General features: G+C 59.2%; 26 protein-coding genes and 1 pseudogene. 16 read left to right on the top strand and 11 right to left on the bottom strand.

Going from position 1 to position 22,751, the window contains the following annotated elements; genetic code table 11:
* Positions 1 to 28 precede the first annotated feature (28 nt).
* The 8 genes from PMI32_RS04930 (at position 29) to PMI32_RS04965 (ending at position 8,461) form a co-directional block, all read left to right on the top strand.
* Positions 29 to 1,147 (top strand): quaternary amine ABC transporter ATP-binding protein, encoded by a 1,119-nt coding sequence (locus PMI32_RS04930; protein WP_008033396.1) that lies wholly within the window; start codon positions 29 to 31, stop codon positions 1,145 to 1,147.
* Positions 1,144 to 1,992 carry an ABC transporter permease gene (locus PMI32_RS04935; protein WP_008033395.1) on the top strand — a complete coding sequence of 283 codons (849 nt, stop codon included), beginning with the start codon at positions 1,144 to 1,146 and terminating at the stop codon, positions 1,990 to 1,992. The genes PMI32_RS04930 and PMI32_RS04935 overlap by 4 nt, the downstream gene beginning before the upstream one ends.
* The gene (locus PMI32_RS04940) at positions 1,989 to 2,840 is read left to right on the top strand and encodes an ABC transporter permease (protein WP_008033394.1); all 852 of its coding nucleotides are present in this window, start codon (positions 1,989 to 1,991) and stop codon (positions 2,838 to 2,840) included. Before PMI32_RS04935 ends, PMI32_RS04940 begins: the two co-directional genes overlap by 4 nt.
* Positions 2,841 to 2,852: 12 nt before the next feature.
* Entirely contained in the window at positions 2,853 to 3,851 is a 999-nt protein-coding gene (locus tag PMI32_RS04945) for a 4-hydroxyproline epimerase (RefSeq protein ID WP_008033391.1), read from the top strand.
* A 114-nt stretch (positions 3,852 to 3,965) separates the two neighbouring features.
* Positions 3,966 to 4,949 (top strand): transcriptional regulator SouR, encoded by a 984-nt coding sequence (gene souR, locus PMI32_RS04950; protein ID WP_008033389.1) that lies wholly within the window; start codon positions 3,966 to 3,968, stop codon positions 4,947 to 4,949.
* Positions 4,950 to 5,525: 576 nt separating this feature from the next.
* Positions 5,526 to 6,923, top strand: coding sequence for an MFS transporter (locus PMI32_RS04955; RefSeq protein WP_008033386.1), 1,398 nt, complete (start codon positions 5,526 to 5,528; stop codon positions 6,921 to 6,923).
* A 222-nt stretch (positions 6,924 to 7,145) separates the two neighbouring features.
* On the top strand, positions 7,146 to 7,604 hold the full coding sequence (locus tag PMI32_RS04960; RefSeq protein WP_008033385.1) for a MarR family winged helix-turn-helix transcriptional regulator: 459 nt from the start codon (positions 7,146 to 7,148) through the stop codon (positions 7,602 to 7,604).
* Between the two features lie 161 nt (positions 7,605 to 7,765).
* Positions 7,766 to 8,461, top strand: a complete 696-nt coding sequence (locus PMI32_RS04965) for a tRNA (adenine(22)-N(1))-methyltransferase (protein ID WP_318652974.1) — start codon at positions 7,766 to 7,768, stop codon at positions 8,459 to 8,461.
* A gap of 54 nt (positions 8,462 to 8,515) precedes the next feature.
* Here the strand turns inward: PMI32_RS04965 and PMI32_RS04970 are convergent, their stop codons facing one another.
* The 9 genes and pseudogenes from PMI32_RS04970 to PMI32_RS30040 form a co-directional block, all read right to left on the bottom strand.
* Positions 8,516 to 9,712, bottom strand: coding sequence for an ABC transporter permease (locus PMI32_RS04970; RefSeq protein WP_008033383.1), 1,197 nt, complete (start codon positions 9,710 to 9,712; stop codon positions 8,516 to 8,518).
* Entirely contained in the window at positions 9,712 to 10,923 is a 1,212-nt protein-coding gene (locus PMI32_RS04975; protein ID WP_008033382.1) for an ABC transporter permease, read from the bottom strand. The genes PMI32_RS04970 and PMI32_RS04975 overlap by 1 nt, the downstream gene beginning before the upstream one ends.
* Positions 10,923 to 11,609: an ABC transporter ATP-binding protein gene (locus tag PMI32_RS04980; protein WP_008033381.1), complete on the bottom strand. Its 687-nt coding sequence runs from the start codon at positions 11,607 to 11,609 to the stop codon at positions 10,923 to 10,925. Before PMI32_RS04980 ends, PMI32_RS04975 begins: the two co-directional genes overlap by 1 nt.
* On the bottom strand, positions 11,606 to 12,757 hold the full coding sequence (locus tag PMI32_RS04985; RefSeq protein ID WP_177318893.1) for an efflux RND transporter periplasmic adaptor subunit: 1,152 nt from the start codon (positions 12,755 to 12,757) through the stop codon (positions 11,606 to 11,608). Before PMI32_RS04985 ends, PMI32_RS04980 begins: the two co-directional genes overlap by 4 nt.
* An 800-nt stretch (positions 12,758 to 13,557) precedes the next feature.
* Positions 13,558 to 13,734: pseudogene (locus tag PMI32_RS30780) on the bottom strand (ubiquinol oxidase subunit II); the annotation flags it as partial.
* Positions 13,735 to 14,424: 690 nt separating this feature from the next.
* Positions 14,425 to 14,607: a DUF1289 domain-containing protein gene (locus PMI32_RS30045; RefSeq protein WP_008033373.1), complete on the bottom strand. Its 183-nt coding sequence runs from the start codon at positions 14,605 to 14,607 to the stop codon at positions 14,425 to 14,427.
* Positions 14,608 to 14,609: 2 nt separating this feature from the next.
* Positions 14,610 to 14,966 carry a hypothetical protein gene (locus tag PMI32_RS04995; protein WP_008033371.1) on the bottom strand — a complete coding sequence of 119 codons (357 nt, stop codon included), beginning with the start codon at positions 14,964 to 14,966 and terminating at the stop codon, positions 14,610 to 14,612.
* Between the two features lie 39 nt (positions 14,967 to 15,005).
* On the bottom strand, positions 15,006 to 15,926 hold the full coding sequence (gene dmeF, locus PMI32_RS05000; protein WP_008033368.1) for a CDF family Co(II)/Ni(II) efflux transporter DmeF: 921 nt from the start codon (positions 15,924 to 15,926) through the stop codon (positions 15,006 to 15,008).
* A 16-nt stretch (positions 15,927 to 15,942) separates the two neighbouring features.
* The gene (locus tag PMI32_RS30040; protein ID WP_008033367.1) at positions 15,943 to 16,218 is read right to left on the bottom strand and encodes a metal/formaldehyde-sensitive transcriptional repressor; all 276 of its coding nucleotides are present in this window, start codon (positions 16,216 to 16,218) and stop codon (positions 15,943 to 15,945) included.
* 215 nt (positions 16,219 to 16,433) lie between these two features.
* Between PMI32_RS30040 and PMI32_RS05005 the strand changes: the two genes are divergently transcribed.
* From PMI32_RS05005 to PMI32_RS05020, 4 genes are all read left to right on the top strand, one after another.
* On the top strand, positions 16,434 to 16,775 hold the full coding sequence (locus PMI32_RS05005) for a hypothetical protein (protein WP_223449543.1): 342 nt from the start codon (positions 16,434 to 16,436) through the stop codon (positions 16,773 to 16,775).
* Positions 16,776 to 17,149: 374 nt separating this feature from the next.
* Complete coding sequence (locus PMI32_RS05010; RefSeq protein WP_008033362.1) at positions 17,150 to 17,428, top strand: DUF2790 domain-containing protein; 279 nt, start codon at positions 17,150 to 17,152, stop codon at positions 17,426 to 17,428.
* A 238-nt stretch (positions 17,429 to 17,666) separates the two neighbouring features.
* Positions 17,667 to 18,314: a hypothetical protein gene (locus tag PMI32_RS05015; protein WP_008033361.1), complete on the top strand. Its 648-nt coding sequence runs from the start codon at positions 17,667 to 17,669 to the stop codon at positions 18,312 to 18,314.
* 89 nt (positions 18,315 to 18,403) lie between these two features.
* Positions 18,404 to 18,610, top strand: coding sequence for a co-regulatory protein PtrA N-terminal domain-containing protein (locus PMI32_RS05020; protein WP_008033360.1), 207 nt, complete (start codon positions 18,404 to 18,406; stop codon positions 18,608 to 18,610).
* A gap of 171 nt (positions 18,611 to 18,781) precedes the next feature.
* Here PMI32_RS05020 and PMI32_RS05025 read toward each other — a convergent pair whose 3' ends face one another.
* Both PMI32_RS05025 and PMI32_RS05030 read right to left on the bottom strand, forming a co-directional pair.
* Positions 18,782 to 19,318, bottom strand: a complete 537-nt coding sequence (locus PMI32_RS05025; protein WP_008033359.1) for a DUF2867 domain-containing protein — start codon at positions 19,316 to 19,318, stop codon at positions 18,782 to 18,784.
* Between the two features lie 23 nt (positions 19,319 to 19,341).
* Complete coding sequence (locus PMI32_RS05030; protein ID WP_032829099.1) at positions 19,342 to 19,992, bottom strand: DJ-1/PfpI family protein; 651 nt, start codon at positions 19,990 to 19,992, stop codon at positions 19,342 to 19,344.
* Between the two features lie 126 nt (positions 19,993 to 20,118).
* Here PMI32_RS05030 and PMI32_RS0129160 point away from each other — a divergent pair, with 126 nt between their 5' ends.
* The 4 genes from PMI32_RS0129160 to PMI32_RS05045 all read left to right on the top strand — a co-directional run.
* Entirely contained in the window at positions 20,119 to 20,673 is a 555-nt protein-coding gene (locus PMI32_RS0129160; protein WP_032829094.1) for a TetR/AcrR family transcriptional regulator, read from the top strand.
* 277 nt (positions 20,674 to 20,950) lie between these two features.
* Positions 20,951 to 21,472, top strand: a complete 522-nt coding sequence (locus tag PMI32_RS05035) for a sigma-70 family RNA polymerase sigma factor (protein ID WP_008033356.1) — start codon at positions 20,951 to 20,953, stop codon at positions 21,470 to 21,472.
* Entirely contained in the window at positions 21,469 to 22,425 is a 957-nt protein-coding gene (locus PMI32_RS05040; RefSeq protein WP_008033355.1) for a FecR domain-containing protein, read from the top strand. The genes PMI32_RS05035 and PMI32_RS05040 overlap by 4 nt, the downstream gene beginning before the upstream one ends.
* A 118-nt stretch (positions 22,426 to 22,543) precedes the next feature.
* A partial coding sequence (locus PMI32_RS05045) for a hypothetical protein (protein ID WP_008033353.1) occupies positions 22,544 to 22,751 on the top strand: 208 nt, incomplete at its 3' end.

Genomic DNA, 22,751 nt, shown 5'->3' with positions numbered 1-22,751 from the left:
CCAGAAAACTGGTTCACGGGTTACGAAAATGACAACGGCCAAAATAGACACTAACGAAGTGCTGATAGATTGCCAGTCAGTCTGGAAAATCTTCGGGAAAGCCGCACCGGCAGCGATGAACGCTGTCACTCAGCAAGGGCTGACCAAGACTCAGATCCTGCAAAACTACGGCTGTGTGGTCGGGGTCTCCGACGTCAGCCTTCAGGTTCGAAGAGGCGAAATCTTCTGCATCATGGGCTTGTCCGGCAGTGGCAAATCCACCTTGATCAGGCTCCTCAACAAACTGATCACACCGAGCTCAGGCAAAGTGCTGGTCAAAGGCAAGGACCTGTCTTCCCTGACGCCGGCGCAGCTTCGAGAGGTGAGGGCGCGTCACATCGGCATGGTCTTCCAGAGTGTGGCGTTGTTGCCCAATCGAACGGTGCTGGAGAACACGGCATTCGGTCTGGAAGTGCAGGGCGTCGGCAAGGCTGAGCGGTACAAAGTGGCCGAGCAGGCACTGGCCAAAGTAGGGCTGAGCGAATGGTCATCGCGTTACCCCACGGAGTTGTCTGGCGGCATGCAGCAACGTGTCGGCCTGGCCCGCGCCATTACTGCCGACCCTGAAGTGATTTTGATGGATGAGCCTTTCAGTGCGCTTGATCCATTGATTCGCCGGCAGTTGCAGGACGAGTTTCGCCAGCTGACCAAGGAGCTTGGCAAGTCCGCGGTTTTCATCACTCACGACCTGGACGAGGCCATCCGCATCGGTGATCGCATCGCGATCATGAAGGATGGCGTGATCATCCAGGTCGGCACCGCCGAGGAAATCGTGCTTAACCCGGCGGACGATTATGTCGCGGAATTTGTGGCAGGTATTTCCCGGCTGCACCTGGTCAAGGCTCACTCGGTCATGACGCCAGTCGAGCCTTTCAAGGTCGCAAACCCGGGATGCGACATTTCCAGGCTGAGCAAGACTTCGCTGGGCGCAGACATCAACGAACTGATCGGATTGACGATGAAGTCCGAGCGCGACGCGCTGGCAGTCATCGACAACGGCGTGGTGGTGGGCATCATTACGCCGCGCGATTTGCTTCGCGGCGTTCAGGGCATTCCGAATGAATTCTCGGCTTCAACAACCGACACCGTTCTGGAGGCATCGACATGAGCATTCCGGACTTTTCCGATCAATTCGACACGACCATCGACTCGAGTCTGGAATGGCTCTCGGACCACGGCGAGTTTTTGTTCGACGGCATCAATGCACTGCTGACGGGCGTCTACAAAAGTGTGCTCTGGTGCATTGCCTATCCGCCGTATTACCTCGTCGCGCTGGCCATCGCCCTGATCGGATGGCGGGTGGTGGGCGCCCGGTTCGCGATTCTCGCCGGCCTCGCGCTGGTGTTCTGCGACGTGATCGGCTTGTGGCCAGAGACGGTCAGCACGCTTGCGCTGGTGCTGACGGCCACCGTACTGGCGCTGGTGGTCGCGATTCCATTGGGCGTGCTGGCCGGCCTCGCGCCGTCGGTTGATCGCGTGGTCGATCCGGTGCTGGACCTGATCCAGACCATGCCGCCCTACATCTACCTGTTGCCGGCCATCGCGCTGCTGGGCTACGGCCCGGCCACCGCACTGCTGGCGACTTTTATCGTGGCCGTGCCGCCGGCGATACGCCTGACATCCCTGGGGATTCGGATGACCCCGCGAGAGTTCATCGAGCTGGGCGATGCCAGTGGTGTCACTGGCTGGCAAATGTTCTTCAAGATTCGCCTGCCGTTCGCCAAGCCCAGCATCATGGCCGGGGTGAACCAGAGCTTGATGATGGCGTTCGGCATGGTGGTTATCGCCGGCATCGTCGGCTCCGGCGGTCTGGGTGAATCGATCTACGGCGCCGTTCGCACACTGGATATCGCCAAGTCGATCAACGCGGCCATCGCCATCGTCATTCTGACCATGATTCTGGACCGGTTGGCGCAGCACGCTGCCCGCTCGCGGATGGGAGAAAGCCAATGAGTGCCTCAGAACTGCAATTTTCCCCGGGCGAATTCCTGGCGCCCGCAGTCGATTGGCTGAACGCCAATCTGCACGGTGTGTTCAAAGGCATCAGCCAAGTCATCGAGGCGGTGCTGGGCGCGGTGGAGTCCGCGTTGCTGGCGCCGCATCCTTATCTGTTCATCGCCATCGTCGTGGTCGGCGCGTTCTTTTTCGCCAACAAGCGCGTCGCGGTGTTTGCGGCCTTGATGTTGGCGTTTTGCCTCTTTGCCGGCCTTTGGGCGGCCTCCATGCAAACCATCGCGCTGGTCTCGGTGGCGGTGTTGATCTCGGTGGCCATCGCCTTTCCGCTCGGTGTGCTGGCGGCACGGGTAAAGCGCGTGGATGAAGCCTTCCTGCCGATCCTCAACATCATGCAGACCGTGCCACCGTGGGTTTACCTGATTCCCGCCGTGATGCTGTTCAGCCTCGGGCGAGTGCCGGCGATCATCGCGACCATCGTCTACGGCATTCCGCCGATGCTCAGGCTGACCACCCTGGCGTTCAAACAGTTGCCGAAAGACCTGCTGGAACTGGGCCAGGCGTCCGGCGCTTCACCCCGGGACATTCTGTTCAAGATCGAACTGCCGACAGCCGCGCCGACGCTGTTGGTCGGGCTCAACCAATGCATCCTCATGTCCCTGGCGATGGTGGTGTTGGCGGGCCTGGTTGGTGCCGGAGGTCTCGGTGCTGAAGTGACACGAGGTCTCTCCAGAATGGAGATGGGCCTGGGGCTGCGCGCCGGTCTGGCGATCGTCGCAGTTGCACTGTTGCTGGACCGGCTGACACGCGGCGCGTTGCAGCGTCACTCCCCACGCGCACTTCTTTGAGAGACCTTCAGAATGAGACGTAGCTTTTTTTGTGTCGACTCCCATGCGTGCGGGAACCCGGTGCGGGTCGTGACCGGCGGCGGACCTCTGCTGCCGTCCGTTTCGATGGCCGAACGCCGTGAGATTTTCGTGCGTGACCATGACTGGGTTCGCACCGCGCTGATGTTCGAACCCCGTGGGCACGACATCATGTCCGGCGTGATCATCTACCCGTCGAACCGCGACGATTGCGATTTTGGTGCGTTGTTCATCGAAGTCAGCGGCTGCCTGCCAATGTGCGGGGCGGGTACGATCGGCTTGTCCACCGTGGTGATCGAAGAGGGGCTGGTCACGCCGCGCGAGCCGGGCCGGCTGGCCATCGAAACACCGGCCGGGCGCGTCGATGTCGACTACGTCATGAGCGGCGAATACGTGGACTCGATCCGACTGTTCAACGTGGCCAGCTACCTGCACAGCGCCGACGTGGTGGTCGAGGTGCCGGGCGTTGGAACCTTCACCGTCGACATTGCCTATGGCGGCAATTTCTATGCAGTGGTTGAACCACAAGAAAGTTGGGCCGGCCTGACAGGGATGACGACCGCAGACATCGTCAGCCTGAGTCAGAAACTTCGCTCGGCATTGGCAGGCGTGTGTGATCCCGTGCATCCCGAAAACAGCCGGATCAGTGGCGTTCACCATGTCATCTGGTGCGACGACGAACACGGTACCGCCGCCGATGGCCGCAGTGCGGTGTTCTACGGCGACAAGGCGATTGACCGTTCACCCGGCGGCACCGGGACGTCGGCGCGGATGGCGCAGCTGGTGGGGAAGGGCCGGTTGCGCGTGGGCGAGACGTTCCGCAATGAGAGCCTGATCGGCACGATCTTCGAAGGCAAAGTCGAGTCTGCGGAGAAAGTCGGCCCTTTCGACGGCATTCGCCCCAGCATCGGTGGCTGGGCGCAGATTACCGGGCACAACACCATTTTTGTCGATGACAAGGACCCGCTTCGTCATGGCTTTCAGTTGGCATGATCAGGTGTAAATGGCGCTAGGGTGTTTTGAGCGCCAGCAGGTAGCATTAGGTTTTATCTACGCCGTAACCGAGTGCCAAAAACTTTGATCGAACGACGCCAATTTAGCGGAGGCATGAAGGGGAAAAATCTTCGCTATCTGAACGACAACCCCGACGAGCCTGTTCAGCTGACACGGACAGGCTTTTTGCTGCTCGAACATTTTTCGCTGCCGGCGTTTACGCAGGCGCTGGATACGATCGTCACGGCGAATCTGCTACGGCCAAAACTGTTCTCGTCGCGCACGTTCGGCTTGCACGACGGGGAGGTCGTCAGCGATCTGGGGCTGGTCATCCGGCCGGATGCGCGCATCGATTGTTCCGCCGTAAACGAACTCGATCTGTTGGTTATTTGCGGTGGTTACAGGACCGAGCTGAAAGCCTCTGACGAGTTGACCAGTCTGTTGAGAGCGGCCGCCGACCATGGCGTGAGCCTGGCCGGTTTGTGGAATGGCGCCTGGTTCCTCGGGAGTGCCGGCTTGCTCGACGGCTATCGCTGCGCGATTCACCCCGAACATCGTCCCGCGCTCGCGGAAGTGGCGAAAGCGACGCATGTCACCAGTGAGCCTTTTGTCATTGATCGAGACCGGCTCACGGCGTCCAGTCCTTCGGGCGCGTTCCACATGGCGCTGGACTGGATCAAGAGCTTGCACGACAAGGCTCTTGTCGAAGGGATCGAGGACATCCTCGCGTTTGAAGAGTCGCGTTACCGGCGGATCAAACCGACGGAAAATGTCTGCGTGAGCGCACCCTTGCGTGAGGTGGTGAAGCTGATGGACGCCAACCTCGAAGAACCTTTGGAGCTGGAGCAGTTGGCCGTCTACGCAGGCCGTTCTCGCCGCCAACTCGAGCGTCTGTTCAAGGAACAGCTCGGCACCACGCCTCAGCGCTATTACATGGAATTGCGCATTACTGAAGCGCGGCGCCTGCTGCAGCACACGGAACTGTCCCAGGTGGATGTGCTGGTGGCCTGTGGTTTTGTGTCACCGAGTCATTTCAGCAAGTGCTACAGCTCGTATTTCGGGTACAGGCCGTCCAAGGAAAAACGGCTGGTCAAATAACCCCCCCCCTCGAAAATTGTAGGAGCGAGCCTGCTCGCGAAGGACTCCAGAACACCGCGTTTAGCCAGATAACACGCGTTTTCGTTTACGTCCATCGCGAGCAGGCTCGCTCCTACAGTTGAAGTGTTCGTCACGACATGCGTTGTCGTACGACTATCTGATTTTCAAATACCCACGGCCACACCCGGACCACTAATCTCTTCAAGGGCGGCACAGCCTTTGCCGTTCGGCGTGTTGTCTGTCGAGACGAACGGCCATTTTCCGGATTGACAGCCGGGTAGGGGAGTCGTTATAAAAGGCGCAGTTGTACGACGACATACGATGTTACACCCCTAAAAACAAAAACCGGGTCCCATCATGAACTCAATCCGCTTTCCAGCCTTCCCGCATACCGCTTCTTGTGGTCCGGTCCTGATTGCCTGCCCAGGCGCTCAGTCATCCCCGTTATCTGTAGCAACCTCCCGATTGCACGTGCTACTCGTCTGACGATTGCCACGGAGCAGTTCGCTGCGCGTAAGAATTGATCTCGCTTGAAACCGAGAGATCATCACCACAATCCAATAATAAAGTGATGCCATGAATCTGAACGAGCCCATCAATGCGCAACGTGTCGGCCAGTCCGTCGGCAAATATCGCTGGACGATCTGTGCACTGTTGTTCTTCGCCACCACCGTCAACTACCTCGACCGCCAGGTGCTCAGCCTGTTGGCACCGGATCTGTCGACGCAATTTGGCTGGAGCAACAGCGACTACGCCAACATCGCTTCCGTTTTCCAGTTTGTGTACGCGATATCCATGCTGTTTGCCGGCCGTTTCGTCGACAAGATCGGCACCAAGAAGGCCTACATCATCGCGATCGCTGTCTGGTCGACCGGCGCCATGATGCATGCCTTTTCAGTGCCGATGGGCGAGGGCATCGCGGCGGTGAGCAGTGCGTTCGGTCTTGCGGTGATCCCGGTCTCGATTGCCGGTTTCATGCTGTCCCGCGCCGTGCTGGCGATAGGCGAGGCGGGTAACTTCCCGATTGCGATCAAGGCCACGGCCGAATACTTCCCGAAGAAGGAACGCTCCTTCGCCACCGGTATCTTCAACTCCGGTGCCAACGTGGGCGCGATCCTGGCGCCGATCTGCGTGCCGCTGATTGCCGCCCTGTGGGGTTGGGAAGCGGCGTTCATCGTGATCGGCATGCTGGGCTTTGTCTGGGTGGCCGTGTGGATTGCGCTGTACGAAAAACCTGAAAATCAAAAACGCCTCTCGGCAGAGGAACTGGCCTTCATTCGCAGCGATGCGCAGGTGATTGCCACCCCGGCACCGGGCGTTGCCGAGAAAAAAGTCTCGTGGTTCAAGTTGCTGACCTACCGCCAGACCTGGGCGTTCGCCTTCGGCAAATTCATGACCGACGGTGTGTGGTGGTTCTTCCTGTTCTGGCTGCCAACCTACCTGTCGGCGCAGTACGGCATGAAGGGCGCGGCCATCGTGTTGCCTTTGGCCGTGCTGTACAGCATGACCATGGTCGGCAGTATCGGCGGCGGCTGGTTCCCGAGCTATTTCATGGCACGTGGCGATGCGCCGTATGACGGCCGGATGAAAGCCATGCTGGTCATCGCCTTCTTCCCGCTGCTGGTGTTGCTGGCTCAGCCACTGGGTTACATCAGCTTTTGGGTACCGGTGATATTGATCGGCATCGGGGCGTCGGCGCATCAGGCGTGGTCGTGCAACATCTTCACCACCGTGTCCGACATGTTCCCGCAAAAATCCATCGCGTCAGTGGTCGGCATTGGCGGTTTGGCCGGCGGCATGGGCGGGGTTGCGATGACGAAGCTTGGCGGTTGGGTATTCGACTACTACAAATCGATCAACGATATTCACACCGGCTACATGATCATGTTCGCCATCTGTGCGGTGGCCTACCTGGTGGCGTGGAGCGTGATGAAACTGCTGGTACCGCGCCATAAGGAAATCACCGATCTGTAATCGGCTGGCTTGAGAGGTTGAACCGGTGACGGCGCTGGTAGCCGTCACTGGTTCCGTTTCGCATGCTGGTCAATTCTTGTGTCACCCGGGGGAGGGGTGACACTCGACGGGGCCGGCGGCACGTGGATGACGAACATCAGAGGAACGAGCACTTCCGATAACATCGCGTGCGATGTACAGTCAGGCCTTGCGATCCATTTGTCTTTGGCCCGGAGAATGCTCATGAAACCCACTGAAAAGACATCCGCCCTCGACCTGAAACTTTCCGACTTCCTGTGTTTTGCGGTCTATTCCTCCAACCTCGCCTTCGGCAAGGCTTACAAGCCAATGCTCGAACGGCTCGGACTCACCTACACGCAATACATCACCCTCGTGGCGCTGTGGGAGGAAGACAACCAGACCGTTGGCAGCCTCGGCGAAAAACTGTTCCTGGAATCCAACACCCTCACTCCGATCCTGAAGAAGTTGGAAGCCATGGGGTATGTGCTGCGCCAGCGCGATCCGGAAGACGAACGCCAGGTGCGGATCAGCCTCACAAAAGAGGGGCGAAAATTGCGTGAAGGTCTCTCCGAAGACGGCTTCCCGCAAACCGGTCTGGATGCCGACGACTTCGTGCAATTGCAGCAGGCAATCGTCAAGTTACGGGGCAACCTCATCCGTACGACGAAAGACCGGGAGTAGGGCGATTCAACCGTTCGAGCCTGTCTACCCGAAGGCAAGACGACAGGCAGTTCATCACACAACCCGCGCCGGCGCTTTACCCTGCCACCCTCACAAAGCATCATGTGCGGCCCGCACTTATGCCAACGGTGCCGGACATCCGTGGTGAAAAGGAACTGCAGTTGAACGAACAGACATTGTCCATGCGCCTGGAGCGCGTGGCTGCGCATATGCCAGCCGGTGCGCGCCTGGCCGATATCGGCTCGGATCATGCCTATTTGCCGGTGGCGTTGATGCGCCGTGGCGCCATCGCATCGGCGGTGGCGGGCGAGGTGGCATTGACGCCGTTCCACTCGGCCGAACGCACCGTGCGCGAAAACGGTCTGGACCAGCACATCACCGTGCGCCTGGCCGATGGCCTGGCGGCAATCGAGCCGGGAGACGGGATCACCGCGATCAGCCTCTGCGGCATGGGCGGCGAGACGATCCGCGACATCCTCGACAGCGGCAAGGCGCACCTGAGCGGCCAGGAACGCTTGATCCTGCAGCCCAACGGCGGCGAGCAGCCACTGCGCCAATGGCTGATGGAAAATGGCTACCGCATCCTCTGCGAGGAAGTGCTGCGCGAAAACCGTTTCGACTACGAAATCATCGTCGCCGAGCGCGCCGGACCGGTGACGTACACTGCCGAAGAACTGTACTTCGGCCCGCTGCAGATGCAGGCACGCACCCCGGCGTTCCTGGTCAAATGGCAGCGCATCCTGCGCCACAAGCAACAGACCCTGACCCAGTTCGCCCGCGCGCGACAGGCTGTGCCTGAGGAGAAGGTGCAGGATGTTGCCCGGCAGGCGCGGTGGATTAGTGAGTTGCTGGCTTGAGTACGTTTCTGGGGTTTGTACGCAAGTTAGCCCGTCAGGCTCATTGACCTGCCGCTATTCACTGCGCAGAGCCGCCACCGGATGCAGGCGGGCCGCCCGCAGTGCCGGAGCCAAGCCGGCGAGAATGCCGAGCACCGCCGCCAGCAGCAGCGCCAGCAGCAGAAACAGCGGCTGCAGCGCCAAGGGCAGGCTCGGCATGGCCAGATGCAGTAGTCCGAGCAGGAGGCCCATCAACAGCAGACCAAGTAGACCACCGGCCAGGGACAGCAGCGTCGCTTCGGCGAGAAACAGCCCGAGCACCTGCCGCGGGCTGGCACCAATCGCCCGCAACAGGCCGATTTCCGCCGTGCGCTCGCCCACAGTGGTAGTCATGATGGTGAGAATGCCGACGGCGCCGACCAACAGGGAAATGCCCCCCAAGGCAGCGATGGCCAGGCTCAGGGTGCCGAGAACGCGGTTGAAGCTGCGCAGCATGTCGTCCTGGGTGCTCAGACTGAAGTCCTCCACGCCGTGCCGTTCGCCGAGCACCTGGCGAATCTGCCGGCTCAACGCCCGAGAAGTGGTGCCGGCGCCGAACACCACATGGACTTTGACCACCCCGGTGTGGTTGAACAGGCTTTCTGCCCAATCCACCGGGATGTAGGCGATATCGTCGAGGTTGAAGCCGAGCAACTGGCCCTTCTCCGCCATCACGCCGATCACCCGGAAACGCACGCCGCCGACGCGGATCAGCTCGCCCAGCGGATTGCGTGCACCGAACAGCTCGACACGCAGCTGATGGCCGAGCACCACATAGGGCGGCGAACGACCGTCACGGGCCACGGGCAGGAACTCGCCCAGGCTCAGTTGCATGCGCCAGGCCTGCGCCAGCTGATGGCCGCCACCGAGAATGTCGCTGCGCCGGCTCAGTTGACCGAACTGGATATCCCCGCTGCCCTGAATGATCGGCACCGCCGCCTCGACATGCGGCAAGCGCCGCAGGGCGTCGGTATCACTGATAGTCAGTGGCCGTACGCTGCCGAGCAGACCGCCGAGGCCGCTGGTCTGGGTCTTGCCCGGGCGCACAGTGATGATCCGCGTACCAAACTGCGAGAAGTTCTCCAGCACATAGCCGCGCACGCCTTCGCCTATGGCCGTGAGCAGCGCCACGGCGGCTATCCCGATCGCTACCCCGAGCAGGGTCAGCAGGCTGCGCAAGGGTCGACAGGTCAGCGCCGAGCTGGTCAGCCGGAAACCATCTCGCCAGCGCATCAGTGCGCTCCCGGCGGGCGCAGCGCCGCCACCGGCTCCAGCGCCGAGGCCCGAGCGGCCGGCAGCCAGGCGAACAGCAGCGCCGTGCCGAGTGCCAGCAGCACCGCGCTAGCCCGCGCCCACCAGGGTGCATAGAGCGGCAGATCGAACGCCAGGCGCCCCAGCCAGAGCAAGGTTTCGGCCAGAAGTAGCCCCGCTAGCGCCCCTGTCAGGGCGAGCAGAGCCGCCTCGCCGAGGAACAGCAGGCGCAGCTGCGCCGCCGTCACACCTATGGCTTTGAGCAGGCCGATCTCGGCGCTGCGCTGGCTCACCGCAATCCAGGTCACGTTCATGATCAGGATACCTGCCACCAGCAGGCTGATCGCGGCAATCCCGGCCACTGCCAGGGTCAGCACCCCGAGTATCTCGTCGAAGGCGCTGAGCAGGCTGTCCTGACTGATCAGGGTGATGTCTTCCTTACCCTCGTGGCGCTCCTTGAGCGCGGCGAGTATCAGCCGCTTGCTACGGTCGAGAAAGCTCGGACCACGCACCTCGACAAACACCCGCAACAACCCCTCGCGATTGAACAAGGCCTGGGCACTGGCCACCGGGATGATCAACATCTCGGCGAAATCCATCCCCAGGGATTCGCCCCGCTCACCGAGGATGCCGACCACCCGGAAGCGCCGGTCGCCGGCGCGCAACCATTCACCCAGGGCCGGGCGCGCACCGAATAGCTCGCGCCGGAGTTTGCCGCCGATCACGCAGACGGCCTCGGCCTGCTCAGGGTCCAGCGCCGGCAGGGGTTGGCCCTGGACGACCGTCAGTTGGCGAATGGCGAAGAAGTCCCGGGTGGTGCCCAGGGTCAGCACCTCACGATTGCGGTTGCCGACTATCACCTCCAACTGTCCGGCCTGCAGCGGCGCGCCCCGGCGGATGCCCGGCAACTGGGTGATGGCCTGGACGTCCTGCAAGGTCAACTCGTGCGGCGTCAGGCCGGTGAGCGGCGGCATGCGCCCCGTGGTTTCCTTGCGGCCCGGGAAAACGATAAGTATGTCGCGCCCGAGCAGCGAGAACTCGTTCAGGACGAAGGCCCGCGCCCCCGCGCCGAGACCGGTGAGCAGATTGACCGCAACCACCCCGATAGCGATGGCCAGCAGCAGCATCAGGCTGCGCGAGCGATGCCCACGCAAGGCGCCGAGCCAGAAGCCCAGGGCATCGGCAGCGCGCATCAGGTCAGCGCCCGTTGCGGCGCAGCAGTGTGGATTCGCCCGTCACGCATGTGTAACTGGCGCTGCGCGCGGGCGCCCAGGCTGGCGTCGTGGGTCACCACTATCAGGGTCAGGCCCTCGCCGTTGAGCTCCTCCAGCAGGCTGAAGACCTCGGCGCCGGCCTGGCTATCGAGATTGCCGGTGGGCTCGTCGGCCAACAACAGCGCCGGTTGCATGACCATCGCCCGGGCGATGGCGACGCGCTGGCGCTGACCACCGGACAGCTCGGCCGGGCGGTGGGCAATGCGCTCGCCCAACCCCAGGCGCGCCACCAATTGGCTGCTGCGCTTGTGCCGTTGCGCCGCGCCGATGCCGGCGAGGACCATTGGCAGCTCGATGTTTTCCAGCACCGTCAGCCGTGCGATCAGGTGGTAGGACTGGAACACGAAACCTATCAGTTGGCTGCGCAATTGGGCGCGCCGCGCCTCGCTCAGCGTCGCCGTGGCCTCGCCCTGCAGCCAGTATTCGCCGGCGCTCGGTGCATCGAGCAAACCGAGGATGTTCAGCAGGGTCGACTTGCCCGAGCCCGACGGGCCCATCACCGCCATGTAGTCACCGGCGGCGATGTCCAGATCCAGGCCGTCCAGCCCCATCACCTGCTGCTCGCCCAACTGGAAACTGCGGCTACCGCCGCGCAGACGGATCATTGCTCAGTCTCCGCCGCATCCACCGGGATCACCGCCACGTTGTCCTTGAGCCCTTCCTGCTCGAGGCTGGCGACTATCCGCGCGTCCTCGTCCAGCCCTGCGAGCACCTCGGTCCAGCGCCAGTTGCTCAACCCGGTTTGCACCTCCACCTCGCGTAACACCCGGGCGGTCGGGTCATATCGCAGCACGTGCTGCCCCTCCAGCAGGGTCTCGGTGGGGATGCGCAAAGCACGTGCGCGCTGCTCCAAGAGGATCTCGACATCGGCGCTATAGCCGGTGAGCAGGACCAGATCGGCCGGCGGCTGGTCGAAGCGCACCTCGACATCGACGGTGCGCGCCTGCTTCTCCAGTTCACGCACATAGGGCGCGATGCGGCTGACGCGGCCGGCGAAATGCTGGCCACGGAAGGCATCCAGGCTGATCCGCACGGCGGTTCCGGGGCGAACCCGGGCAGCGTCCACCTCATCGATCGGCGCCTCGACATACAGGCAGCTGTCGTCGATCAGGTCGATCGCCGGCGGCGTGGGAATACCCGGCGGCGAAGGGGTGACGAACTCGCCGAGTTCGCCGTTGATTTCTGCGACTATGCCGGCGAATGGCGCACGCAGGGTCGTCTGCTCCAGCAGTGAACGCTGCAACTGCAGGCTGGCGTCGGCCTCGCGGATCAGCACGGCAGTGGCACTGCACATCAGCTTCGCCAGGTGAGCCTTGGTCTCGGCCTGATCGAGACGATCGGCGGCAACCAACTTGCGGTCGGCCAGAAGGCCCAGGCGATCTAGGTCGCGCCGATCCAGATTAGCCTGCTGGCAGCGCTGTTCGCGGGCGTTGCGTTGGGCCTCCAGCCGCGCCTCGGCCTCCTGCAGCCGGGCCTGTTGCTCGTCCTGTCGCAGGCGCATGAGCACCTGCCCCGGCTGAACCCGCTGGCCCTCGCCGATCAGCAACTCGGCAACCTGGCCGCCGACATTGAAGGACAGATGCGAGCGTCGACAGGACTTCAGCGTACCCGCGCGAGTGTTGGCCACCAGCGTCTCCACCGGCCCCCGCTCAACCTCTAGCAGCCTGACCGGCAACGGCTGTGGTCGACTCAACCAGCCACCAAGCACCATCAGACAGGCCAGCATCGACGAGCCAATCAATAATTTGCGCATGGACTGCACCTCCTCCCACATGGCTTGAGCCTAGGTCAGGAAGGTAAAAGCTCAACGCGAAGCGCCATTTATCCGACGATTTTCAGACGAACGTCAGAAAAATGGCGAATGAGATTTATTTCTCTCGCAACTGCTATCCCCCAGCCATGCCAACTCACTAAAATTCCTTGCCGCGGCGACGCTACGACGTCGAAATATCCCCGGAAACTGTGCCACCCTTTGCCCATACCCGAATGTCTTCAAGCGACCCAGGCTGTGTGAAAACGCATGCACCGTTTTGTAGTCGGCATTGCTACGTAAAACCTGTCGGTGTTTGGTTCATCAGCAGAGCGGAAATTTGCGTAGGAACGCGATTTTCGTTCCAGTCCTGACTGTCAAACCTGCTCTAAAACGTTTCCACGCAGCCTCGACCCATAGCTGTCGGTCAGCATTGGCTCAAATTGGCCGAAAGCTGCGTGTTGGACTCAAGGTCTCAAACTAGTGACGCAGGTCTAGGTAGACCGGGTAGGCGCGACTGATTTTCGTGCTCGAAGAAAAAACCCCGCACTCGGCTCAAGTGTGGGGCTTTCTGGTTGAGCGAAGGGGGATTTTCTCACTTCGGTTCGGGTCGTTACGGGTAACACTGTGGTTCAGTCCGGAGGGCGATCGGCCTCATCCACCGTCAGAGCGTTCCAAGGGGCAACTCCATCGCTACGAGAGTGCTCAACGCCAACATAATCAGCAACGCTATAAACATTAGGCTCAAATGAGCGACCTGCTTATAACGGGGTATCGGCCTATTCGTGATTCGAGCAATTGATTTAACAGTGGAAGACATCACCAATCCTCCCTTTTGCGCAGAACACCCAATAGTTCCTGAAGGTGTACATCAGAATCACCGGCAGGATGAACAGCGTGCCAATCAAGGCGAACAGCTAACTGGTGGCCGGTGATGTCGCCGCCCACAGGCTGACGGATGGCGGGATGATGTCCGGCCAGCAAGGTCAGCAAGGTCAGCAAGGCATCCGGCGCGGCCTTGGGGGCGGCCGGCGGGTTAGTAGATGCCGAAGGGGCCGTCGGTGGTGGCGGACCGAAATCATCCAGCGGCATGGCGTTGGCGGTGGTCAGGGTAAGGCGCATCGGACAGCGCAGGCTTGACCCGAGCAGAAAGGCGACGGAGCGGCATGGTGGTGTCGCGCGTTTCATTTTTCACCCCTCCCGTCATGCCGAATCTGGCAAGCCCTGTCGTCTGCATGATGTCCGGGACGACAGCTATTGCGGGTACGAGGGGGCGGTGCAACTAATGAGCCATTTCAATAGAGCGAAAAAAGTTCAACTTAATTAATAAACTGCTTCCGGGCGTTTCGAGTTAGAGAAAAGGTGAGTGGGGAATATTCCTCAAGTCAGGTGGTAAACGCCCGGTAGGGTGGGTGTAATTCCCCATTTATGGAGATCGTAGCGACCCTGTTTCACCGACCGCGTTTGGTAGGGGCTGCTTGCCCTAAGGCGAGATGGATTTAGCCGGTCGAGAAAGGCCGCTTTTGGCTGTGGACTCAAACGGTCGATGCAACACTCTTTCTGCTTACACAGAATTTAGTTGTGTTGCATCGACCGGTTGAATCCACAGTTGATAGCGACCTATCGCGAGGAGTAGCCAACGACCCAATGTAGTCATCCAGTTCAAGCGACTACCCCTGCGCTTTCTTCAGCCCTTTCAAGCGCACATTCGCCCTTTGCACAGCGGCCATTTTTTCTGGCCGCTTCATGCGTTTCCACTTTCTGATGTCTTCCTTGCTCCGTCCACAACTCACACACAGATCGCCACTCAGTTGGCAAACCGAGATGCAGGGGTTTTCGATTTCTTTAGCCATCGTCAATAACCCTTGGCCAGGCGCTTCTGCCAATCACCACCGTGAGTGCGCTGGCATTCTTCCTCGGAGTCAAAGCGGACATTGAGGTCTGAAGGGCTCAGATCGATGTTGGCCTCATTCAAGGCGATGGCCGTCAACTCAAAGATGCGCGTCTTCGCGTTAACCTGGGCGAGCTTTTTGTCAGCGAGGGTTTCGAACACCCAGATCACCTTCAGGGTTTCAGCCAATGCGCTCAGGTCAGTGATGTGGGTGAGCCAGGTAAAACCCTTGATTTCACCTTTTGCTGTTTCGCACGCATCAGTGAGCGTGGCAATCAATCGGCGTTCGATCCGCGCCAGTTCACGTTTCCCTGGGGGCATTACGGTTTCCTTTGGAGGCAGTGGAGGGGAGGCGCTGAATCAGGCCGGTCGAAACTCGACCGTCAGATGGCTGACTTCATGAACCGGCTTCAGACGTTCACGAATGCTGTCGGCGTTCGCAGTGGCTTCACCAAGGACGCTGACGATGGCCGCATGAGCTTGCGGTCCAACTCGCCAGACATGCAAGTCGGTGATGGTGGCATCCCCAGGTTTCTCAACCAGTTCACGGATTTCCTCGGCAACGTGTGCGTCTGTCTGATCCAGCAGTACACCTGCGGTGACCCCCATCAAGATCCACGCCCAACGCGCGATAACGATAGCGCCGACAATGCCCATGACCGGGTCCAGCCACACCCAACCGAGATACCGGCCGGCGAGCAGTGCAGCAATGGCCAGAACCGAAGTCAGCGCGTCCGCGATGACGTGGACGTAGGCCGATTTCAGGTTGTTGTCGTTCCCATGATGGGCATGGACATGATCGTGATCGTGATCGTGCCCATGACTATGTCCGTGACCCAGCAGCAGGGCGCTGACAATGTTGACGATCAAGCCGGCAATCGCGATGAGCGTAGCGGTGCCGAACTGAACTTCCGTTGGCTGCAAGAGACGTATGACGGACTCAACGCCAATTCCCAGGGAGACCATACCGAGAATCAGCGCCGAGGCGAACCCGCCCAAGTCTCCAACCTTTCCGGTACCGAAACTGTAGCGCTGGCTGAAAGCGTGGCGTTTTGCGTATCCATAAGCGGCCGCCGCGATGCCCAATGCGCCGGCATGGGTTGCCATGTGAAAGCCATCGGCCAGCAACGCCATCGAGCCCGTCATATACCCGGCGGTGATCTCGCCGACCATCATCACAACGGTCAGTATCACAACCCAAAGCGTACGCTTGGCGTTTTCGTCGTGCGCTGAGCCAAGGAACATGTGGTCGTGTGTGTAGTTGATGTTGGAGCTGCTCATGAGTGTGTACCTGCGTTCACTTGGAGTAACGGCGAATGGCCTCAAGAAGTTCTTCGACACCCTTGTTTCGCTCCTCTTCGCTGAGAGCAGGGTTCGCGACATGCTCCCGCGCGTGGTCCTCGATGATTTCCTCCATCAAACCGTTGATGGCTCCGCGGGTGGCGGCAACAAGATGCAGTGTTTTGGCACAATCGAGATCCGATTCCAATGCCCGTTCAACGGCTTGGATTTGCCCGGCGATACGTTTTACGCGTTTGAGAAGATCGCCTTTGTTTGCTGCAATATGGCCCATGGGATACCCCCCCTACCTATGTATTGCGCATGATAGGCATACCCCCTATACCTATGCAATGTCAGGGGCGGAGAGGGCATCTATAACCCCTGGCAGGAATTTGCGAGGGGGCAATCGAGAGGACCTGGAATGAGCGCTTCTGGCTGATTGTTGCCGTTCACCATCGACACTGATGCTCACCAGCTGCCCCCTTGGACTCGAGCAATGGATATCGCTTGGATGAATGGCAGTTCCTCAGCCTGCGGGACGTCTGGAAATCAGCTGTACTTAAAATCCGACATCGAGTTCCTGGAGATCAGATTATGAGAAAGCACAGGACGTTTGGTTGGGTAGCGATGATTTTTCTTCTGGTGGCGAACGGGGCAGCTTGGGCGGCCACCGAACGAGCCGAGACGCGTCGTTCCGCGCGCGATGTCAGGCAGGAGACGCGCCAGGGTGCGCGCGAGACGAAACAGGATTGTCGAGCGGCCGATGCCCAGAGCAATCCCGGTTGCCGACAAGACAAGCGACAAACGAAGCAGGAAGGACGTCAAAAAGCCCGGGATATCAAGTACTGAACCTGGACGCTCGAACGGCGGAAACTGGCCGATTTCGGTCAGTCATGGACGGCAGAAATCGGCCAATACCCGATATTTCTCACCCTGGCTCGCAGACGTTTTCGGTCCATGTGCCGTCACAGCCAGCACGTGAAATCTTGCTCGAAAATCCGTCATAACATGTTATGACCTCACTCGAAAATGCCGTTTGGCCCAACAAATACGGCGTTTAATGGACGAATGGTCGTAAGGCGTCAAGCGCGGGGAATTGCTAGGGGCCTGAAGCCACTACAGGCGACTCAGATCGGCGCGTTCGTCGCGGTGAAGTGAACTTCACTTTGATCACGTGTCACATTAAGTCCTCGTTAAGAGAACTTCAGTGGAGGTATAGCCTTATGAACATGGCCACAATTGTCAGTGCCGTGATTTCCAGTCTCGCGCCAACTGTCTTCGACCAGAACGGCCTGCAAGAACCCGGCGCGCATGTCTCAGCCGTCGATTACCACTACGGTATGGAAATCGATGTGAAGCGGGTACTGCAGCGCACTGATACATCCAACAAGACAGGCGTGGTACCGGTGACCCTGGTCTATGAAGACAGCCTGGGTGAGGTTCACAAGATCCGTTTCCTCGAATGGGGCGCAAGCCCTGCAAATCCCACCAGCATCGCCTGATCCGCTCGCCGATAGGGTTCTGGATCTCGCCGACTCCAGAAGCGGAAGTTAAACCTCATATGCACTAAGTACGGATGATTAAAAGTTCATTCGCGAAAATCACTATTATCCTGGCAGCATAACACTGCGAGATTATTTAATAATAATTGTTGGATCCTAATTACAATCAGCAACGGCAAACTCCAATCAAGCTGTGCCGAGAACTATGTTGATTCACTATTGAAGTCAAGAGGTAACCATGGAACTTAGTATGATTTCTTCGTCCACCGTGGAATATTTTCGTTTGGGCGTTGTGTATTTCCATCTTATCGCCTGCTGTGTTGCAATCGGTCTTGTCTTGACCAGTGACGTTGCAATGGTCAAGCAACTCCTGAAGGGGGACGTGTCGGGTCACCATGATGACGCACATATGGAAAGCCTTCAAAAAACCGTCGTACTTGCACTTGTAGCTCTTTGGATTACGGGCATTGGCATTATCGGGATCGATTATGCCGGCAAGGGGATGGAGTATTTCCAGAATCCAAAGTTGCAAGCAAAAATCGGGATCGTTGTACTGCTGACCTTTAACGGCTTCCTGTTGCATAGCGCTGTATTGCCGGCGCTGAAAAAAGCCGGTTCGTTACTTGAACTTTCCTTCAGCCTTCGCATGCTGGCGCTGTTCTCGGGTGCGCTCTCTGGTGTGTCGTGGTTCTATGCCGCCATGTTGGGTGTTGGTCGTCCGTTGGCCTGGAAATACTCGCTGATCGAGTTGCTGGCAGCCTATCCGGTTCTCATCGTTGGTGGATTCGCAATGATGGTACTGCTCACCGCCTGGGCAAAAAGCAGAGAGACCGATGGGCGTATGGAGCAAGGCACCTGGACGCAACAAAACGCCGCCCTGGCTTAATGCTAAAGCCAGGTTGAATAAGCAAGTAATGCTTTAGCAAATAACTACCACTGTTATCTATTAATAAACTCTCACTTGAGGAAACCCAAATGAAATCCATGAAAGTTCTTTTCGTCGCCGCCGCTCTGACCGCTTCCACTCTGGCTATGGCCACAGGTGGCGGTGATCGGACCTTCACACGCATGGAGTCGGCCCGGAAAGTCTCGATGGAAGCCTTCCAGGTTGCACAGAAACAGAAGGCTGAAGCCGCTGTTGCCGAAAGCAAAGCCAAGGCGACCGATCGCACCAACGGCTGATCTGTGTCGGGTCATTAGGGGACAGACCACATTTTCTAAATGTGGTCTGTCCCTGAAATCCCGTCCCTGAAATCCCCTGGCTCCTTCATCGAACATCTGCGTTGAAATCCAGCACCCGCGTGGCACCGTCAAAGTGACGCGATCTCGTGTCCAATGGATCAGCAACAGCTCTCAGCCTTCGGGGCCGGTAGCCAGAGGCCAACCGATGCGTGCTGCACGGAGGAGGCTGGCCTTAACAACCAAGCGGTGAAATGGGGCAATAACGAATATGTAGGCCCGGCCTAGACGGTTGTGGCACTGGACCACGGTTGAAAAAACGAGTTGGCGACTGCCTTCTGGCTCTGCCTCTCCAGAACACAGGATCGATATCCGGAAGTCGAGGTGCTTGTCGTCCTCTCCCAACACGATTTCAGTCTGGTTCGAGCTGTAGACCTTGAAGATTTGAATCCGATCAGCAAGCGTTGCCAAATGTCTGGCTGTCTTGATACCAAAACAGGCAACGATAGTGTCTCGGACTTTCATGAGCCATCCGATCCAGGATGGCTGGTGGGAAAGGATGAATCGAGCCAGCAAATCTGGATTGCTGGAGGTGCCCGCCGGGAGCCGAATCGCAAAAGCGTCTGCCAGGTTCATCGACTTGTAAAGGTGGGTGATGCCGGACCTCGAAGGCACTGGCACGGACATAATGAGCTCAAATTCTCGGGGCATCGGGGATCTCTCCTGAGTTCCAACTACCAATTAGATGACATGCCATGTCGCGTTTCTTGTTGCGATGGTTTGTCGTATAACGCTCCTTGTCGGATGCTGAGCCCGATCAACGCATCATAGAGCTCTTGCTGCCCAGCTGGCAAAACAGGGAGCAACGTCGCACGGCGCTTGCCGACATCGAACCAGGATTCAACCAGCCATCCCACCAGATAGAGCGCCGAAAGGCATCCGCCAGCAGTTGCAACGTTCCCCTGGCAAACAAGAGGCTGGTCCAGGGGTTCAAGTCCCAGAGCTTGCAAGCTCGATCGTGCATCCGGATGTGTAGTTGCTTGGCCGCTGAGCAGCCCAAGCCGTTCGAGAATGAAAGCTCCGGCGCATATGGAGCCGATTCGCTGGCGTCTGGAGTCAAGTTCAAACGACGGCAGGAAATCCGGGGCGGCAAGTGCAGCGGGTATCCCTTCCTTGCCGCTGACGAACAATACCGCGTCGGCACTATTGGCCTCGGAAAGCGGACCGTGCACCGAAACAGGCAGGCCGTGCGCCGATCGCACGATAGCGCTGGAACCCAATATCCGGACGTGCCAGTCCTCAGTGTTGCGGCCCAAAATGTCCCACATCAGGAATAGGTCGATATCAGTGAATTGGTCGAAAGCAACCAGAACGATTTTCTTCAAGGCGAGCTCCATGAAAAGTGCTAGCGTGCAAAACGCAACGGCTATCTTTGCTGGTGTTCGCAGCGTATCAATCGGTTGCGCGCCATACACAGTCTGTATGGCGCTAAACATGGAGCGAAATAACGGGTGGGAAAATTAACTCGCAACCATTGGATCGCGGCTGGTTTTGAGGCCCTCGACCAAATAGGACATAGTGGTGTTTCGGCCGAGAGTCTATCGCGCCGATTGAATGTGACCCGCGGATCGTTCTATCACCATTTCCGCAATCGCGAAGACTTTGTCCGCACCTTGCTGGCCGCTTGGGAAGAAGACTACACGGAGCGCATGCTCACTTATGCGGCGCAGGGTCGTAGCGCGGGCGAAATCCTGAAACGCTACTTGAGTATTGCCGCTGAGAAACAACCTGGGCGGGAAGTTTCCATCCGCGCCTGGTCGCTGCACGATCCGTTGGTAGGCGAGTTTCAGCAGCGTGTTGACACAAGACGACTGGACTTCGCGATACGGACGTGCCGGCGCTTGGTCCCTTTGCCAGGCGAAGCAGAAGTGATTGGTCGGGTGGCCCATCTGTGCCTGATTGGTGGTCAGCAGGCAGGGCTGCGGCGTGATGCCGTTCGCTTCAACAGTTTTCTGAGTCGAGCCTTTTCACTTTTCGAAGGGGCTCTTCCACCGTGGCGGGCCTAAGTCACGAGCTAAATTGGGTAACGGAATAAATAGAGTTCGCGTGCCGCTAAATTCTCGGCAGCACTCAGTTCCTTCACCGAATGGCTGCTTGAACGCCATTCCCTTCAAGGCAAGCCGCCTGGCTAACGCGATCTAGCAGCACCGGTGCAACTTGCAGAGACGTGTCATCAGCCGCGCCCTCGTACCAGGGGGCCTGTCAGCCAATGTGGCTATTGCAAATCACCCATTGCACACATGACAATGCGAGTCATTATCACTCGCGAATTATTCCATCGTCATGTCCGCCAACGATTTATCCCTGCGTAGCGCCGTCAATGATCTGTATTGCGACCATCACGGTTGGCTCAATGGCTGGTTGCGCAAGCGCCTGGGCAATGCGTTCGATGCGGCAGACCTGACGCAGGACACCTTCGTCCGGGTCATCAAGGCGCGTAACGCACTCGATATTCGCGAGCCGCGACCTTACCTGTCGATGATCGCCAAGGGGTTGCTGATCGATCTGTTCCGCAGGCGGTCGTTGGAACAGGCCTATCTGGAAGCCTTGGCGGCCATGCCCGAATGGCAACAGCCTTCGTTGGAGGAACAGGCGATCCTGTTGCAAGCCCTGATGGAGATCGACCGCCTGCTGCAAGGATTGGGGACGAAGGTCAAACAGACGTTCATCCTGTCTCAGTTCGACGGTTTGACCTACCCGCAGATTGCCGAGCGCTTGAATATCAGCTCTCGCACGGTCAACAACTACATGGCCAAAGCCATGGAGCATTGCTGCCTGATGCAGATTCAGTTGCAACTGGCATGAGCCTTTCGCCCGTTGAGTTGAAGGCGATCAGCGTTGCCGCCCAGTGGTACGCCCGACTGCGGTCGGGTGTCGCCACCGATTCGGACCTGGCTGCCTGGAACGACTGGCTGGTCGCCGACCCTGCTCATCGACAAGCCTGGCAACGCATGGCGGACGTCGGCGAGCAGATGGCCAGTGTGCCGGGCGCCCTGGCATCGCCAGCGTTGCGTGGAGCTGATCGATCCCGGCGTCAGGTGTTGCGCAGTGTGCTGGTGCTTGCCTCAGCCAGTTCGCTGGGCTGGCTGGGCTGGCGCAGTGAAACCTCGCAGAACCTGTTCGCCGATTTTCGCACCGCCGTGGGTGAGCGCCGTGAGATCCGGTTGGCGGATGGCAGTTCGTTGCTGCTCAATACCGACACCTCGGTGAATCTTCATTTTGACGGTCGTCAGCGTGTGCTCGAACTGTTGCGTGGCGAGATCCTCGTGACGACCGCTGTCGATCCCTTGCAACGACCCTTCAAGGTGCTCACCCGTCATGCCGAGGTGCTGGCGCTCGGGACGCGTTTTATCGTCCGTTCCCTTGAACAGGGCGGCGGGGTGGCGGTGATCGAGAAGGCCGTAGAGGTCCGTTCGGTTGGCGGTGGCTCGACGGTGCGTCTGGAGGCCGGCCAGTCCCTGGACTTTGATGGTCACTCGTTGGGGGCGGTACGGCGCAACGACGCAGCCGTCGGCGCCTGGCAAACGGGCAGCATCATTGCCATCAATCGCCCCTTGGCAGAGTTGCTGGCTGACCTTTCGCGCTATCGCACAGGTGTGCTGCGCTGTGATCCGCGTATCGCTCAATTGAAGGTGTCCGGCGCTTTCCCCATTGATAACACCGACCTGGCGCTGGCTGCGCTGGAGAGTGGTTTCTCGCTGCGGATCACCCGGTTCAGCCGATATTGGGTCGACGTGTCGCGTGGTGATTTGCTCTGAATGTGGGCTTGCTCGCGATAGAACTGAAAATAATTTTCCAGCCTTTGCACTTTTCATACACATCGTTCGGCTCATCCCTCAGTGAGTTTTTATTGATTGTTTTTGGGGGAGGGTAAGCATGTCTCGGGTGTACAAGTCTGATCGTCTGGCGACCGCAGTGACGGTCGGGCTATTGGCGGCAACGACGGCGGGCGTCTGGTCAACGGCAACGCTTGCGGCACAGGTGCCGGCGCAACAGCAGAACCCGGTGAAATCGTTCAACATTCCCGGCGGCAGCCTGACCGAAGTGCTCAGCCAATTCGCCAGTGCGGCGGGGGCCGCCATAT

Origin of the sequence: Pseudomonas sp. GM60, assembly GCF_000282415.1 — a bacterium.
Lineage (GTDB): Bacteria > Pseudomonadota > Gammaproteobacteria > Pseudomonadales > Pseudomonadaceae > Aquipseudomonas > Aquipseudomonas migulae.
This window is presented reverse-complemented; position numbering and strand designations above follow the sequence as displayed.